Origin of the sequence: Pseudomonas sp. UBT, assembly GCF_050915955.1 — a bacterium.
In the GTDB taxonomy this organism is placed as follows: Bacteria; Pseudomonadota; Gammaproteobacteria; order Pseudomonadales; family Pseudomonadaceae; genus Aquipseudomonas; species Aquipseudomonas antarctica_A.
In genome coordinates this window covers 235,429-251,900 of record NZ_CP168079.1, presented here as the reverse complement: position 1 = coordinate 251,900, position 16,472 = coordinate 235,429, and the positions used below count along the sequence as shown (strand labels likewise).

11 protein-coding genes are annotated in these 16,472 nt (G+C 60.8%); 10 read left to right on the top strand and 1 reads right to left on the bottom strand.

The window, feature by feature from the left end:
• Positions 1 to 593 precede the first annotated feature (593 nt).
• The 6 genes from ACDZ94_RS01145 (at position 594) to argR (ending at position 5,988) form a co-directional block, all read left to right on the top strand.
• Positions 594 to 1,379, top strand: a complete 786-nt coding sequence (locus ACDZ94_RS01145; protein WP_017138432.1) for an ABC transporter substrate-binding protein — start codon at positions 594 to 596, stop codon at positions 1,377 to 1,379.
• A gap of 91 nt (positions 1,380 to 1,470) precedes the next feature.
• Complete coding sequence (locus tag ACDZ94_RS01140; protein WP_053257623.1) at positions 1,471 to 2,160, top strand: ABC transporter permease; 690 nt, start codon at positions 1,471 to 1,473, stop codon at positions 2,158 to 2,160.
• Positions 2,157 to 2,855 (top strand): ABC transporter permease, encoded by a 699-nt coding sequence (locus ACDZ94_RS01135; protein WP_064453799.1) that lies wholly within the window; start codon positions 2,157 to 2,159, stop codon positions 2,853 to 2,855. Before ACDZ94_RS01140 ends, ACDZ94_RS01135 begins: the two co-directional genes overlap by 4 nt.
• Before the next feature lies 1 nt (position 2,856).
• Positions 2,857 to 3,969, top strand: coding sequence for a succinylglutamate desuccinylase/aspartoacylase family protein (locus ACDZ94_RS01130; protein WP_432750956.1), 1,113 nt, complete (start codon positions 2,857 to 2,859; stop codon positions 3,967 to 3,969).
• 27 nt (positions 3,970 to 3,996) lie between these two features.
• Entirely contained in the window at positions 3,997 to 4,761 is a 765-nt protein-coding gene (locus ACDZ94_RS01125; protein ID WP_003214336.1) for an ABC transporter ATP-binding protein, read from the top strand.
• 246 nt (positions 4,762 to 5,007) lie between these two features.
• Positions 5,008 to 5,988 (top strand): transcriptional regulator ArgR, encoded by a 981-nt coding sequence (gene argR / locus ACDZ94_RS01120; protein WP_064453797.1) that lies wholly within the window; start codon positions 5,008 to 5,010, stop codon positions 5,986 to 5,988.
• Here the strand turns inward: argR and ACDZ94_RS01115 are convergent, their stop codons facing one another.
• A complete protein-coding gene (locus ACDZ94_RS01115; protein ID WP_432750955.1) occupies positions 5,989 to 11,034 on the bottom strand; it encodes a dermonecrotic toxin domain-containing protein in 5,046 nt (1,681 codons plus the stop codon).
• Positions 11,035 to 11,339: 305 nt separating this feature from the next.
• Here ACDZ94_RS01115 and ACDZ94_RS01110 point away from each other — a divergent pair, with 305 nt between their 5' ends.
• From ACDZ94_RS01110 to astD, 4 genes are all read left to right on the top strand, one after another.
• Entirely contained in the window at positions 11,340 to 12,560 is a 1,221-nt protein-coding gene (locus tag ACDZ94_RS01110) for an aspartate aminotransferase family protein (protein WP_064453795.1), read from the top strand.
• Positions 12,561 to 12,805: 245 nt separating this feature from the next.
• A complete protein-coding gene (aruF, locus tag ACDZ94_RS01105) occupies positions 12,806 to 13,825 on the top strand; it encodes an arginine/ornithine succinyltransferase subunit alpha (protein ID WP_064453794.1) in 1,020 nt (339 codons plus the stop codon).
• A gap of 51 nt (positions 13,826 to 13,876) precedes the next feature.
• Positions 13,877 to 14,902, top strand: coding sequence for an arginine N-succinyltransferase (astA, locus tag ACDZ94_RS01100; RefSeq protein WP_053257616.1), 1,026 nt, complete (start codon positions 13,877 to 13,879; stop codon positions 14,900 to 14,902).
• On the top strand, positions 14,902 to 16,368 hold the full coding sequence (gene astD, locus ACDZ94_RS01095; RefSeq protein ID WP_262666076.1) for a succinylglutamate-semialdehyde dehydrogenase: 1,467 nt from the start codon (positions 14,902 to 14,904) through the stop codon (positions 16,366 to 16,368). Before astA ends, astD begins: the two co-directional genes overlap by 1 nt.
• Positions 16,369 to 16,472: the final 104 nt, after the last annotated feature.

Genomic DNA, 16,472 nt, shown 5'->3' with positions numbered 1-16,472 from the left:
CGAATGCGGTGGGTCAGCTATACATCTGCTAACTGATACACCGCATTCGCGAGCAAGCCCGCTCCCACATTTGGACGGTATTTCAAGCTGGCTGAAGTGGTGGGCTGACAGACCTGCATCACCCTCAAACCAATAAATATCGACTTCTCTCGTAGGACGTTTCTGAATGTTACCGAGAAGCCTAAATGTGTAACCCCAGGCCCAAACCTGGGGCAAAGTGCTACGCCAACGCCCCTAAAAACCGCGTTTTAGACACCCCAGGAAATAAGATTAAACGCCAGACTTGCCGTGCTAGAAGGGTTTGCGAATAATAGGCCCGCAATTTGCAGCATCAACAGGTTTAATATCTTTTGTCTCTGCATAAAATTCAGAGGCTGTCAATGTGCTGGAACCGCTTTCTCAGTGCTTCTGTAAATTGTTGTCGCATTGAGGAAATATCGGCTTCCGGCCTGTCGTTAGAATGCCGATCACTCGCTCGTCGTCTCCAGTGTTGAAACGGGGTAGGACGCAGCACCGCTATTCGGTTTCACTTAAGTCGCATCGTGGGCCACGGCTCATACTGCTTTTTTGCCCTATACCGATGGAGTCCCAAGATGAAGAAACTTGTGCTGTTGGGCGCCCTGGCGCTGTCCGTGCTGTCCATGCAGGCCTTCGCTGATGAAAAGCCCCTGAAGATTGGTATCGAAGCGGCTTACCCTCCGTTTGCCTCGAAGGCGCCGGATGGCAGCATCGTCGGTTTTGACTACGACATCGGCAACGCCCTGTGCGCCGAGATGAAGGTCAAGTGTGTGTGGGTCGAGCAAGAGTTCGACGGCCTGATCCCGGCACTGAAAGTGCGCAAGATCGATGCGATCCTGTCGTCCATGTCCATCACTGAAGACCGCAAGAAGTCCGTGGACTTCACCAACCGCTATTACCTGAGCCCAGCGCAGCTGGTGATGAAGGAAGGCACCACGGTCAGCGACAGCCTGGATGAATTGAAAGGCAAGAAAATCGGCGTGCAACGCGGCTCGATCCACGATCGTTTCGCCAAGGAAGTCCTGGCCCCTAAAGGCGTCACGGTTGTTCCTTACAGCTCGCAGAACGAAATCTACCTGGACGTGGAAGCCGGTCGCCTTGATGGCACCGTGGCTGACGCTACCTTGCTGCAAGACGGTTTCCTGAAAACTCCGGCCGGTAAAGGCTACGCGTTCGTGGGCCCACAGTTCACCGACGCCAAGTACTTCGGCGACGGCATCGGCATCGCTGTACGCAAAGGCGACAAGGCTGAGCTGGACAAGATCAACGCGGCCATCGCGGCGATCCGTGCCAACGGCGAATACAAGAAAATCCAGGACAAGTACTTCGACTTCGATATTTACGGCGCTGACCCTAAGTAACTCGACGCAGCTGTCTGTCCAGAATGGCGCAAGCAACAGAATTCCTGCGGTTTGCGCCATTTTTTCATCCCCCTTTTCGAGGACCTGAATCATGTTGAAAGGCTACGGGGCCGTCATCCTCGATGGCGCATGGTTGACGCTTCAGCTCGCCTTGTCGTCCATGGCCTTGGCCATTGTTCTGGGTCTGATCGGGGTCGCGTTACGCCTGTCGCCGGTGCGCTGGTTGGCCTGGCTGGGTGACTTGTACTCCACGGTGATCCGCGGGATCCCCGACCTGGTGCTGATCCTGCTGATTTTCTACGGTGGTCAGGACTTGCTGAACCGCGTCGCGCCGCTGCTTGGCTATGACGACTATATCGACTTGAACCCCTTGGCCGCCGGGATCGGCACCCTGGGTTTCATCTTTGGCGCCTACCTCTCGGAAACCTTCCGTGGCGCCTTCATGGCCATTCCCAAGGGCCAGGCCGAGGCCGGCCTTGCGTATGGCATGAGCAGCTTCCAGGTGTTTTTCCGGGTGATGGTGCCGCAGATGATTCGGCTGGCGATCCCCGGTTTCACCAACAACTGGCTGGTATTGACCAAGGCCACTGCGTTGATTTCGGTGGTGGGCCTGCAAGACATGATGTTCAAGGCCAAGCAGGCGGCAGATGCCACCCGCGAGCCTTTTACCTTCTTCCTCGCAGTGGCGGCGATGTACCTGGTGATTACCAGCGTGTCGTTGTTGGCGCTGCGCTATCTTGAGAAGCGCTACTCGGTAGGCGTAAGGGCGGCTGATCTATGATCTTCGACTACAACGTCATTTGGGATGCCATGCCGCTGTACCTCGGCGGCTTGGTGACCACCCTGAAATTGCTCGCCATCTCCTTGTTCTTTGGCCTGCTCGCCGCCTTGCCCCTGGGCTTGATGCGCGTGTCCAAGCAGCCGATCGTCAATGGCGCTGCCTGGCTCTACACCTACGTGATCCGCGGCACGCCGATGCTGGTGCAGCTGTTTTTGATCTACTACGGGTTGGCGCAGTTCGAGGCCGTACGCGAAAGTTTCCTGTGGCCGCTGCTGTCCAGCGCCACCTTCTGCGCGTGCCTGGCCTTTGCGATCAACACCAGTGCCTACACCGCCGAGATCATTGCCGGTAGCCTCAAGGCCACGCCCAATGGCGAGATCGAAGCGGCCAAGGCCATGGGCATGTCGCGCTACAAGCTGTACCGCCGCATCCTGCTGCCGTCGGCCCTGCGCCGTGCGCTGCCGCAGTACAGCAACGAAGTGATCATGATGCTGCAGACCACCAGCCTGGCCTCCATCGTCACCTTGATCGACATCACGGGTGCCGCGCGCACGGTGAACGCCCAGTTCTACCTGCCGTTCGAAGCCTATATCACGGCCGGCGTGTTCTACTTGTGCCTGACCTTTATCCTGGTGCGCCTGTTCAAGTTGGCCGAAGGCCGCTGGCTGAGCTACCTGGCTCCAAGGAAGCATTGATATGGAACGTATCGATCACCTGTTGCCCTGGGGTCACCTGGGCTGCGAGCGCCAACTGAGCGTGTTTCGTTTTGGCAGTGGCGAGCGCAAGGCCTATATCCAGGCCAGCCTGCATGCCGATGAATTGCCGGGGATGCGCGCGGCGTGGGAGTTGAAAAAGCGCCTCACCGAACTGGAACAGCAAGGCGCGCTCAACGGCGTGATCGAGCTGGTGCCGGTGGCCAACCCGATGGGCCTGGGCCAGTTGCTGCAAGGCAGCCACCAGGGGCGTTTCGAGATTGGCAGCGGCAAGAATTTCAATCGCGATTTTGTCGAGCTGAGCGAGCCGGTTGTCGAGTTGCTCAAGGGCGCGTTGGGCGATGATCCGCATGCCAACGTGCGCTTGATCCGCCAGGCGATGACCGATGCTCTCGACGCGTTGCCCGAGCCGAGCAGCCAGCTGCAAGGCATGCAACGGGTACTGCTGAGCCACGCGTGCACCGCCGATATCGTCCTCGACCTGCATTGCGACGCCGACGCCGCGCTGCACATGTACGCGCTGCCCCAGCATTGGCCGCAGTGGCGTTCGCTGTCGGCGCACTTGAATGTGAAAGTCGGCCTGCTGGCGGAAGATTCCGGCGGCAGCTCGTTTGATGAAGCCTGCTCGTTGCCGTGGTTGCGTCTGTCCCGGGCGTTCCCCGAGGCGCAGATTCCGCTGGCGTGTTTGGCGACGACCCTGGAATTGGGCGGTCAGGCCGACACCGGTCGCGACGAAGCCATCTTCCACGCTGAAGGCATTCTCGCGTTCCTCGCAGAACAAGGCCTGATCAAGGGCGAATGGCCTGCGCCGCAACACGAACCCTGCGAAGGCTTGCCCTTCGAAGGCACGGAGTTGTTGTTTGCGCCCCACGCCGGCGTGATCAGTTACCTGCGTAAAGCCGGTGACTGGGTCGATACCGGCGAGCCGATTTTTGAAGTGATTGATCCCCTGACCGACCGCGTCAGCATTGTCTGCGCGGGCACCTCAGGGGTGTTGTTTGCCGTTGAACGGCTACGTTATGCCCAAGCGGGTTTCTGGCTGGCCAAGGTGGCGGGGCGCGATGCGCTGCGTCACGGGCGCTTGCTCAACGACTGACCACCTGTTTTTGTGAGAACCGACCGCATGTACAAACTTGAAGTCCAAGACCTGCATAAACGCTATGGCAGTCATGAAGTGCTCAAAGGTGTGTCCCTGGCCGCCGCGGCCGGCGATGTGATCAGCATCATCGGTTCCAGTGGTTCGGGCAAAAGTACCTTTTTGCGCTGCATCAACCTGCTGGAGCAACCCCACGCCGGCAAGATTCTGCTCAATAACGAAGAGCTGAAACTGGTGGCCAACAAGGACGGCGCCATGAAGGCTGCCGACCCCAAGCAACTGCAACGCATGCGTTCGCGCCTGTCGATGGTGTTCCAGCATTTCAACCTGTGGTCGCACATGACCGCGCTTGAAAACGTGATGGAAGCGCCGGTGCATGTGTTGGGCATGTCGAAAAAAGACGCCCGTGAAAAGGCCGAGCACTACCTGGCCAAAGTCGGCGTGGGCCATCGCAAGGATGCGTTCCCGGGCCACATGTCCGGCGGTGAGCAGCAGCGCGTGGCGATTGCCCGTGCCTTGGCGATGGAGCCTGAGGTGATGCTGTTCGACGAACCCACCTCGGCCCTCGACCCCGAGCTGGTTGGCGAAGTGCTCAAGGTGATGCAGGACCTGGCCCAGGAAGGCCGCACCATGGTGGTGGTGACCCACGAAATGGGCTTTGCCCGTGAAGTGTCGAACCAATTGGTGTTCCTGCACAAAGGCATCGTCGAAGAGCGCGGTAACCCGCGCGAAGTGCTGGTTAACCCGCAGTCCGAGCGTTTGCAGCAGTTCCTTTCGGGCAGCTTGAAATAGTCAAGACTGCTTTTGTGCACTGAAGTAGTGCATGCTTCGCAGTCTTAAGATAGGCCCCAATTCCTTGTGGGAGCTGGCTTGCCTGCGATAGCGGTGGATCAGTTGGCACATCTGTTTCTGATGCACCGCTATCGCAGGCGAGCCAGCTCCCACATTGGATCTCCATATGTTTTGAGATTTGTGTTCGTTTACGGGCTAGCATTGGCCTTTGTCTCCATTACTGTTACTCGCTTCGGATAGCCCTCCATGACCGCCCATCGAATTGGTTTCCTGATTTGGCCCAGCACAAAAGCCCTGACGCTTTCGCTGGCTGAGGAGGCTTTGCGCGTTGCTCAGCGGGTGCATCCGGACGTGGTGTACGAACTGTCTTTTTTGCTGGCGGAACCGCGCACCGATGGCGCTTGGCAATTACCCGGTGAGCCGTGGGCCGGCAAGCTTGAGGGCTTCCAGAAGCTGTTCCTGCTGGCGGATGAGCCGCCCACCGTCATTGCTTCGCAACTGAGCACCGCGCTCAAGCAGTTGGTGCGCGCCGGTTGTGTGATCGGTGGCCTCTCGGCCGGTGTGTATCCATTGGCCCAGCTCGGACTGCTCGACGGCTATCGCGCCGCCGTGCACTGGCGTTGGCAGGACGATTTTGCCGAGCGTTTCCCCAAGGTCATCGCCACCAGCCATCTGTTCGACTGGGACCGTGATCGCCTGACCGCCTGCGGCGGCATGTCGGTGCTCGACCTGCTGCTGGCGGTGCTGGCCCGTGACCACGGCGCCGAGTTGGCCGGTGCGGTCTCCGAAGAACTGGTGGTGGAGCGGATCCGCGAAGGCGGCGAGCGCCAGCGCATTCCGCTGCAAAACCGCCTGGGCTCCAGCCATCCGAAGCTGACCCAGGCGGTGTTGTTGATGGAAGCCAACATCGAAGAACCGCTGACCACCGACGAAATCGCCCAGCATGTGTGCGTGTCGCGACGACAACTGGAGCGGATCTTCAAGCAATACCTCAATCGCGTCCCCAGCCAGTATTACCTGGAGCTGCGCCTGAACAAGGCGCGCCAGATGCTCATGCAAACCAGCAAGTCGATCATCCAGATCGGCCTGTCGTGCGGCTTCTCCTCGGGGCCGCACTTCTCCAGCGCCTACCGCAACTTCTTCGGTGCCACCCCGCGTGAAGACCGCAACCAGCGGCGCAGCAGCAGCCCGTTCGAATTATCGTCGGTGCCTTCCGAGCGCGGCTGATCATTCTTCCATCGGCTGCGGCCCCACTACGACGATGGGCACGCCTTGCTCATCCACGGTGGCGGCATCTACCTGAAAATCAATGCCGGTGCGCGCGTAGTGCTGCCTCAGATAATTCAGGCTTTGTGGCGACAATGGGTTGCGGCTGAAATCGCAATCCTGGCCATAGGCCGTGGTCGCTTCCAGCAGGTCGGCGGGAATGTCGCTGATCAGGTTGTCGCTCAGGTCCAGCGTCTCCAGTTCCGGAAGGCTGAACAGCCCGCGGGGCACCTGGTTTATCCCGGTGTTGCGTAGATGAAGCGCGCTCAACTGATGCAGGTTACTGATGTCAGGTGCCAGGCTCAGCGGGTTACTGGTCAGGCTCAGGTACTCGAGTTGGGTCATTTCGCCCAGCAGGTTGATGTCCGGCGCAGCCAAGGTGATTCCGCATTCTTCAAGGTTCAGGGTGGAGAGCTTCGGCATGTGGGCCAAGGCCACCGGCAACTTTCCGAGCCTGCAATGGCTGAGTGTCAGTGTTTCCAGTTTGGTGAAGCAGCGCAAAGTGCCATCGACACCGTTAGTCACGCCATTGCCGTCGATTTCAAGGTTGGTGACATAATCGAACGAGGCGTTCAGTTCCGGCAGGCGGCCTATGATTGATGTTTCGATGGTCACTGAATGGGTCAGGTCATCCGACAGGCTTTCCTGGTCCACCTCGCTTTCACGACGCCAAGCCTCTTCCAGCAAGGTCTTGACGCGCTGGCGCGCCAGTTGCTCCTGGGCGATGGTCTGATCATCTAGCAGGATGCCGAGGACGGGATGGCGGTCAGGTACGTTCAGGGCCCATTGTTGAAGGTCGGTGCCCAGTTGAGCGTACTCGGCTTCAAGCAGGGTCAATGCCGGGGCAACGGCGTCCATGTCGCCGGGCAGGCGGAAGATCGCGAGATCAGCTTCGGCGTCCGAAAAGGTCGGGTACAGGCTCATGACTCTGGCACGTTCTGTATTGGGGGCTTGGGCGCTGAAAGACTCGCCGTGGGTCTGGCAGTAGGTCTTGATCTGGTCCAGTGTCTGCCGTGAAAGCGGGTTGCCGGAAAGGTCGAACTTTCTTGCGGTTTCGGGCGTCACGCTGAATAGGGCCGGGGGGAGCTCGGTCATTTCATTGTCATTCAGCATAACCGCCTGCATCTGAGGGCGATCAAGCACGCCGTTGGGCAAGCGGTCGATACCGGTGGCCGACAAGTCCAGCAGGGTCAGCTCGGGCATGGCCTGGACATCGGGTATGAGGCCCAGTGGATTGTTGTGGAGGTCCAGCGCGTGCAAGGCACTGATTGCGTTTAATCGGGCATGGCTCTGCGGGGTGAGGGTGATGTTGCAGTCGTTCAGGATCAGGCTGTTCAACGTGGAGAACGTGCTGATCTGTGGCGGCACGTCTCCCAATGGGATGGCCCTGAGTTCCAGGTGGCGCAGCCGAGGGAAACCCTGCAAAAAACTATCGACGCCCAGTAGGCGGTGGCTGCCGGTTATAGACAGCAGTGAGACATGGTTCAACGTTGAGCCCGGATCCGGCAGGTCGGCTAACCCTTCGGCCTGAAGTCTGAGGCTATAACCGTTGGCATTGGGGTCCATGAAGTACTCGTCGCGTTCGGCTTCCCTGCGCCAGCACTCTTCCAATTGTTCGGCTACCAGGCGGCGCGTTCTTTCCTCGTAATCGCGTCGCTCAGGGGTCATGACACGCTGGGTTTCGGGGTCGATGGTGGGGATGGCTTCCTGCCAGGTTTGCAGGTTTTGGCGCAACATCCGGCGTTCCTCTCGCAGGCGCGCAAGTTCATTGCTGGCGCCGCCGGGTTGCGTTTGCAGGTAGGCCAGTGTGGTCTCTACCTGAGCATCGTCAAGTGCGGGAAACAGCTCGCGTACCTGCGCCGCCAGCGGCGGCGGGCCCTCACCGTAAGGCGTCTGGGCCTCATAGCCATCCATGCCGCCCAGAAGCTTCATGAGGGTCGGGTCATACGTCGGTTTACGGACTGGGTCTGCGCTGAGCAGTTCGCGCAGTTGATTGCGCGCCACTGGGTGTTGGCGAATGCGCTGGCGCAGGCGTGAACCTTCACCGACATCCACCTGAAGGGCCTGGCGTTGGCTGTCGGGCAGCGCACTGAGAAGGGCCGAGTAAAAATCGGTGGGGGCGTTGAGCGTACTGAGGGTGTCGTGGAGCGTGTAGTCGCCGGTTTCGCTACGCACCAACGTACGCACAATCGGCGCCTCGGCAGCGCCGACCTGGTCGCGCAGGTTGCCGGTGGCGGAGTAGTCCCTGAGCTCCAGGCGCACCTGGTCTGACCAGCCCGGCAGTGAGGGCAGCGAGTGCATGGCCGCACGTTGGGTGTCCAGGCTCTCGCCGCCAAAATGCAGGCCTTCATAGGCCCGGCTCAGGCGTACCTCTTCGAGGGCGTTGCGCGCGAGCTGGTTCAGGCGCGGTGGCGTGCGTTGGTTATCGAGTTCTTCCAGTTCCTGTGCGGTGGCGCGCTCCAGCAGTTTCTCCGCAACGCTGGCGGGCAGGTCTGGGGCGGTGTCCATGAGGCGTTGTGCCCGCGGGTTGCGGGTGGCTTGCAGGGTTGCGTAATGTGATTCGAACAAGGAAACGCGCTTTTCCTCGGCAATGGCCGCGAGTTTTTTTCGCAGATGAGCGGCGCGTGTGTCCAGGCTCAGGCGCGAATCACCCACCGCTGCACCAAACGCACGGGCTGCCTCCTCAGGTGGCAGTTGGGTGAGTATTGCCTTGAGCAGGCCGCCATTGTTCAACAGGCTTTCGGGTATTTGGATGGAGGGCAGTGAGGTGTCGCCAAACGTCCAGGCGGTTTTCCCTTGGGTATCGATAAATTGCAGGCGCCGGGTTTCAGGCCAGTAGCTGTAGCTGGTCAGTAACTGCAGGTTGGTCTGAGGGTCCACCTTGCCGTATGCCTGGGGGTCGTCGCTATCAAGCCGGTCGATCAGCGTTTGAATCTCCCGGTCGAGCCGCAAGCGGTCCAAGGCATCCGTGAGCAGGGCGGGAGGCGTCTCGCTGTTGACGTGCATTTTGCGTAGCGCGTTTTCGTCAACGCCGCTGATGTTCAGTGCCAGCGCCTGGTCTGCTTCGCTGATGCCTTCCACGCTGTACCCCAGACGGCGAAGCAGCGTTTGCCGGTCCCATTGCAGCGGATGCTCCAGTTCTGTGTGCCAGGCGCCATGGCCGTTGTGATGCACGGTTGGACGGTAGGCGTCGGGACGCGAAGGGTGCTCGATGAGCAGGGACCTGGAGGCCGGGGCTTTTTCCACGGCATAGACCCCGGTGCCCACGGGCAACAGGCTTTGCTGGCGATGCTGGAACAGGCCTGCCTTGTCACGATAGGTTCCGGGAGGCACGCTGATCGGCTGTTCGTACACCGTAAGGTCGGGTTTCCAGTAGAGCGTGCGGCCATTGGCGAGCGTTACCGGTTTAAGCCGGTCGATGAAGGCGACCAGGCGCTTGGGTAAAACCCTGCGGAACTCGCTGAGGGCAATGGTGCTGCCGACGGCGAAGGCCCCCAATTGCAGCAGCGCTTCAACCGCGCCCACCAGATGCTCGACGGCCTCACTGCCCACGCCTTCGCTCCAGTCGATGATCCCTTCGAATACCTCGTCGAGCAGTTGATAGGCCATATAGCCCATCATCAATTCGCCGGCAAACGGCACAAACGGCGCGATGATCAGCGCGGCAGCTTCCAGGATTGACGACGCGACGTTGACCCATGAATCCCACCGCGCCCATCGGGCATTGCGGTCGACGGTTGCCGTGGCGATTGCGGTGGTACGACCGTCGTTGATGAGTTGATTGAGTTTGCGCTGGTACTGATGGCGCTTGAGGTCGCCGCTGCGTGGTGTCGCAACAAAGCGCAGCCGTGGATTATTTGTGGGCGTCTCCCGCCAGGTCGGCAGGCTGCTGCCCTGGACGTAAGGGTGCCAGGTCACCTTGTTCAGCAACTGACCCAGGTTGGCAAAGAAAAAACCGCGCTGATCATGGGCCACAAAACGGCTGAAGAACTGTTGATAGCGTACGTCGCGCAGTTGGCGCACCAGCTCTTTTTGCATCGCCTGGGAGGAGGGGTATTCCTTGATCGGGTGATCGGGGTCGCCAGGTATGTAGGCCACGACACGCGCCGCTGAACGGGTGGTCTCCAGGTTGGGGGCAAACACGATGATGCCGGGCAAGTCCGCGCCCATCAGGCTCAGGTCGTGGTAGTGCAGCGCCTGGCCGTCCAGGCGCATGCCGGCCAGGCCATCGAGCAGGCCCTGGATCAGGCGCAAATAATCCGGCTGGATGTCGCCGGTGATCAAGGCCCACTGCAGTGCAGTCTGTAATTCGGTTTTCTGGCTGTGTTCAACCTTGCTGCGCACGACGGCCTTGGCGACGGGCTCGTTCAGGCCGAGCTGTTCGCGCAGGTAGGTGGCGTACAGTGCGCCGATGTCCAGATCGCGGCAGAGCTGGGCAAAGGCGCTGATGGACAGTGCGCGCTTGATGGCCGGCAACGTGTCGAAATGGCCCCTGGCGTCGGGGCGAGTGATGAAGGTCGACTCCGCTTCATAGGCATCTGCCTGGGTTTCCTCGGGTTCAAAGTTGTGCAACACGGCGTCCAGCAGCGACACCGTCCAGGTGCGCGCCGCGCCCGAACGGATCGGGAAGCCGGGAATCGTCTGCGGAATGTAGAGGCGCAGGAAGGTGTTTTTGACGTCCAGGTCCAGGTCGAACCGTGTCTTCAGTGCCAGGGTGAGGATCGGCTCGGCAAAGTCTGGGGCATCGAGCACATTGGCCAGGGCGTGTTCGACTGTGTTCTGGGCGTCCCAGTGGGCGCTGGCCAGGCGTTTGAGTTCAGCGCGGTTGCCCGGGCTCGCATCGCGCACGGATTGAGGCAGGCGCGCAACGTTGCTGCTCAAGGCTTGGCGGTGGCGCGGGGAGGTTTCGCCCAGCCAGCGCGGCACGGCGTTTTGCAGCGGTTGGTAGTGGCTATCAGGTTGGTTCGATAGGGTGGCTTGCGGCGTTTGTTGTGCAGAGTCGAGCATGTTGCCAATCCTTGAGCGTCATAAAAGAGCGCCAGTAAATCGGCAAGCGATGGTGCGGCGGCGTTATTGGGTTATTGCAATGGGCATGGGTTGTTCTGATCCCGGGGCGTTGTGCCGAAAAATCTGCCGCTGGTTTACACTGCGCCATTGCGACGCTATTTGTCGCATTGCCGTAAACCCGCGTAAAACCGGGGTTGGCGCTATAAGAAGTTGTCGCTTGGCGGCAAGGCCGCACTGAAAACTGTCCTTACAATCCCTGCATCGCCCGCCAGTTCCAGGCAGGCGTTCCTCTTCAGGAGACTCCGATGTCCGTTGAGCAAGCCCCGGTGCAACGTGCCGATTTCGACCAGGTCATGGTTCCCAACTACGCACCTGCCGCCTTCATCCCCGTGCGTGGCGCAGGTTCGCGCGTATGGGACCAGGCGGGCCGCGAGCTGATCGACTTTGCCGGCGGCATCGCGGTTAACGTATTGGGCCACGCCCACCCGGCGCTGGTCGGTGCGCTGACCGAACAGGCCAACAAGCTGTGGCACGTGTCCAACGTCTTCACCAATGAGCCGGCCCTGCGCCTGGCGCATAAGCTGATCGACGCCACCTTTGCCGAGCGGGTGTTCTTCTGCAACTCCGGCGCCGAAGCCAACGAGGCCGCCTTCAAGCTGGCCCGTCGCGTCGCGTTCGACCGTTTCGGTACTGAGAAGTACGAGATCATCGCTGCGCTGAACAGCTTCCACGGGCGCACCCTGTTCACCGTTAACGTCGGTGGTCAGTCGAAGTACTCCGATGGTTTCGGGCCTAAAATCACCGGCATCACCCACGTTCCTTATAACGACCTGGCGGCGCTGAAAGCCGCTGTGTCGGACAAGACCTGCGCCGTGGTGCTGGAACCGGTCCAGGGCGAAGGCGGCGTATTGCCGGCCGAACTGGCTTACCTGCAAGGCGCCCGCGAGCTGTGCGACGCGAACAACGCGCTGCTGGTGTTCGACGAAGTGCAAACCGGCATGGGCCGCAGTGGCCACCTGTTCGCCTATCAGCACTACGGCGTGGTGCCGGACATCCTCACCAGCGCCAAGAGCCTGGGCGGCGGTTTCCCGATTGCGGCGATGCTCACCCGTGAAGACCTGGCCAAGCACCTGGTGGTCGGCACTCACGGCACCACCTACGGCGGCAACCCGCTGGCCTGTGCAGTGGCGGAAGCAGTGATCGACGTGATCAACACCCCAGAAGTGCTGGCCGGTGTGAACGCCAAGCACGACCTGTTCAAGGCGCGCCTGGAGCAGATCGGCAAGCAATACGGCATCTTCACCGAAGTGCGCGGCCTGGGCCTGCTGATAGGTTGTGTGCTCAGCGATGCCTTCAAAGGCAAGGCCAAGGACGTGTTCAACGCGGCCGAAAAACAAAACCTGATGATCCTGCAAGCCGGCCCCGACGTGGTGCGTTTCGCCCCGAGCCTGGTGGTGGACGACGCAGACATCCAGGAAGGCCTGGACCGTTTTGAACGTGCTGTGAAGACGTTGACGCAAGCTTGATACGCCGTTCGGTGCTCAATCGATTGGGCATCGAACCTAAATTTTTGTGCCGGGCCTCTTGATTGGAGCCGTGAAGATCCAATGTGGGAGCGGGCTTGCTCGCGAAAGCGGTGTGTCATTCAACATTTCAGGTGACTGAACCACCGCATTCGCGATCAAGCCCGCTCCCACACTTGTCCTTCGCTGGTTTCAAATTCGTGCCTGGCATTTTTTCCTGTGAGTTTTTCGAGTTAAGGAGTGACACCATGCTGGTGATGCGCCCCGCGCAAATGGCTGATCTGGGCGAGGTACAGCGTCTGGCTGCGGACAGCCCGATTGGTGTCACCTCCTTGCCGGATGATGTGGAACGCCTGAGCGACAAGATCGCCGCCAGCGAAGCGTCCTTCGCGGCCGAGGTCAGTTTCAACGGTGAAGAGAGCTACTTCTTCGTGCTCGAAGACACCGACACCGGCAAGCTCGCCGGCTGCTCGGCCATCGTCGCGTCGGCCGGTTACTCGGAGCCGTTCTACAGCTTCCGTAACGAAACCTTCGTGCACGCCTCCCGCGAGCTGAAAATTCACAACAAGATTCACGTGCTTTCCCAGTGCCACGACCTCACCGGCAACAGCTTGCTCACCAGTTTCTACGTGGTGCCGGAGCTGGTCGGTTCAGCGTGGTCGGAACTCAATTCCCGTGGTCGCCTGTTGTTCGTCGCCAGCCACCCCGAGCGCTTTGCCGACTCGGTGGTGACCGAGATTGTCGGCTACAGCGACGAGAACGGCGACTCGCCGTTCTGGGACGCCATTGGCCGCAACTTCTTCGACCTCAACTACGCCGCCGCCGAGCGCCTGTGCGGGCTGAAAAGCCGCACGTTCCTCGCCGAGCTGATGCCGCATTATCCGATCTACGTGCCGCTGCTGCCGGACGCAGCGCAGGAAGCCATGGGCCAGGTGCACCCGCGTGCGCAGATCACCTTCGACATCCTGATGCGCGAAGGCTTCGAGACCGACCATTACATCGACATCTTCGACGGCGGCCCGACGCTGCACGCGCGGGTTTCGGGTATTCGTTCGATCGCGCAGAGCCGCGTGGTGCCGGTGAAGATCGGCGAGATGCTCAAGGGTGTCGGCCGCCAGTACCTGGTGAGCAACGCGCAGTTGCAGGATTACCGCGCGGTGATGCTGGACCTGGACTACGCGCCCGGCAAACCGGTGACCCTGGACCTGGACACCGCTGAGGCCCTGGGCGTCGGTGAAGGTGCCAGCGTGCGTCTGGTTGCGGTTTAAACACAGAGTTTCGCGGGTGGCTGGCAACAGCGGCCTGTTTGAGGAGATAGCATGATCGTTCGTCCCGTACGCAGCAGCGATTTACCGGCCCTGATTGATCTGGCGCGCAGCACCGGCACCGGCCTCACCACCTTGCCGGCCAACGAAGAGCGCCTGACCCACCGGGTTGGCTGGGCGGAAAAAACCTTTCGCGGCGAAGCCGGGCGGGGTGATGCCGACTACCTGTTCGTGCTGGAAAACGACGAAGGCCGCGTGGTGGGTATTTCTGCCATCGCCGGTGCCGTCGGCCTGCGTGAGCCCTGGTATAACTTCCGGGTGGGGCTGACCGTCAGCGCTTCCCAGGAGCTGAACATCTACCGTGAGATTCCGACACTGTTTCTGGCCAACGACCTCACCGGCAATTCCGAGTTGTGCTCGTTGTTCCTGCATGCCGATTACCGCAACGGCCTCAACGGCCGCATGCTGGCCAAGGCGCGCATGCTGTTTATCGCTGAATTCCCGCAGCTGTTCGGCAACAAGATCATTGCCGAGATGCGCGGCGTGTCCAACGAAGCCGGGCGTTCGCCGTTCTGGGAAAGCCTGGGCCGGCACTTCTTCAAGATGGAATTCAGCCAGGCCGACTACCTGACCGGCGTGGGCAATAAGGCGTTTATCGCCGAGCTGATGCCGAAGTTTCCGCTGTACAGCTGCTTCCTTTCCGAAGACGCGCGCAATGTGATCGGTAAGGTCCACCCCGATACCGAGCCCGCGCTGAGCATGCTCAAGAGCGAAGGTTTCAGCTACCAGGGCTATGTCGATATCTTCGACGCCGGCCCGGCGGTGGAATGTGAGACCAGCAAAATCCGTGCGGTGCGCGACAGCCAGTCACTGGTGTTGGCCATCGGCACGCCGGGGGACGACGCCACGCCGTTCCTGATCCATAACCGCAAGCGCGAAGAGTGCCGCATTACCGCCGCACCGGCCCGTCTGGCGGCAGGCACCCTGGTGGTCGATCCGTTGACCGCCAAACGCCTGCAACTGGTGGTGGGTGATCAAGTGCGTGCTGTTCCGTTGTCTGCTGCCCGGGAGTCCAAGTAATGAATTCGCTGTATATCGCAGGTACTTGGCTGACCGGCCAGGGTGAACTGTTTGAATCGCGCAACCCGGTGACCCAGCAGGTGCTGTGGACCGGCAATGGCGCCACCGCCGAGCAGGTCGAGTCCGCCGTGCAGGCTGCGCGCCAGGCATTCCCGGGCTGGGCCCGGCGCCCGTTGGAAGAACGCATCAGCGTGCTGGAAACCTTCGCCGTCACGCTGAAAAGCCGTGCCGATGAAATCGCCCGTTGCATCGGTGAGGAAACCGGCAAGCCACTGTGGGAATCGGCCACCGAAGTCACCAGCATGGCCAACAAGATTGCGATCTCGGTGCAAAGCTACCGTGAACGTACCGGCGAAAAGAGCGGCCCCCTGGGCGACGCCACCGCCGTATTGCGCCACAAACCCCACGGCGTGGTGGCGGTGTTCGGCCCTTATAACTTCCCGGGCCACTTGCCGAACGGGCATATCGTCCCGGCGCTGCTGGCGGGTAACACCGTGCTGTTCAAGCCGAGCGAGCTGACCCCTAAAGTCGCCGAGCTGACCGTGCAGTGCTGGATCGAAGCCGGTTTGCCGGCAGGTGTGCTGAACCTGCTGCAAGGTGCGCGGGAAACCGGCATCGCGCTGGCGGCCAACCCGGGTATCGACGGTTTGTTCTTCACCGGTTCGAGCCGCACCGGCAACCACCTGCACCAGCAGTTCTCCGGGCGCCCGGACAAGATCCTGGCCCTGGAAATGGGCGGCAACAACCCGCTGGTGGTCGACGAAGTGGCCGACGTGGATGCGGCGGTCTACACCATCATCCAGTCGGCGTTTATTTCTGCTGGCCAGCGTTGCACCTGTGCACGCCGCTTGCTGGTGCCGGAAGGCGCCTGGGGCGATGCGTTGCTGGCGCGTCTGGTGGCGGTCAGCGCGACGATTGAAGTGGGCGCATTCGACCAGCAGCCAGCGCCATTCATGGGCTCGGTGATTTCCCTTGGTGCGGCGAAAGCCTTGATGGACGCCCAGGAACTGATGTTGGCCAATGGTGCTGTGGCACTGCTGGAAATGACTCAGCCGCAGGATCAGGCCGCGTTGCTGACCCCAGGCATCATCGACGTGACCGGTGTGACCGAGCGCGAAGATGAAGAGCTGTTCGGCCCACTGTTGCAGGTGATCCGCTACGCTGATTTTGCCGCGGCGATTGCCGAGGCCAACAACACCCAGTACGGCCTGGCCGCTGGCTTGTTGTCGGATTCCGAAGCGCGTTACCAGCAGTTCTGGCTGGAAAGCCGTGCCGGTATCGTCAACTGGAACAAACAGCTGACCGGCGCCGCCAGCACCGCGCCGTTCGGTGGGGTAGGGGCCTCGGGCAACCACCGCGCCAGTGCCTATTACGCAGCGGATTATTGCGCGTACCCGGTGGCGTCCCTGGAAACGCCAAGCCTGGTGGTTCCAGCCACGCTGACGCCAGGTATAACGCTGAAGTGAAGCTGACACTGATCTAAATGTGGGAGCTGGCTTGCCTGCGATAGCGTCACCTCGGTTTTACTGAAAGACCGAGTCGCCTGGATCGCAGGCAAGCCAGCTCCCAC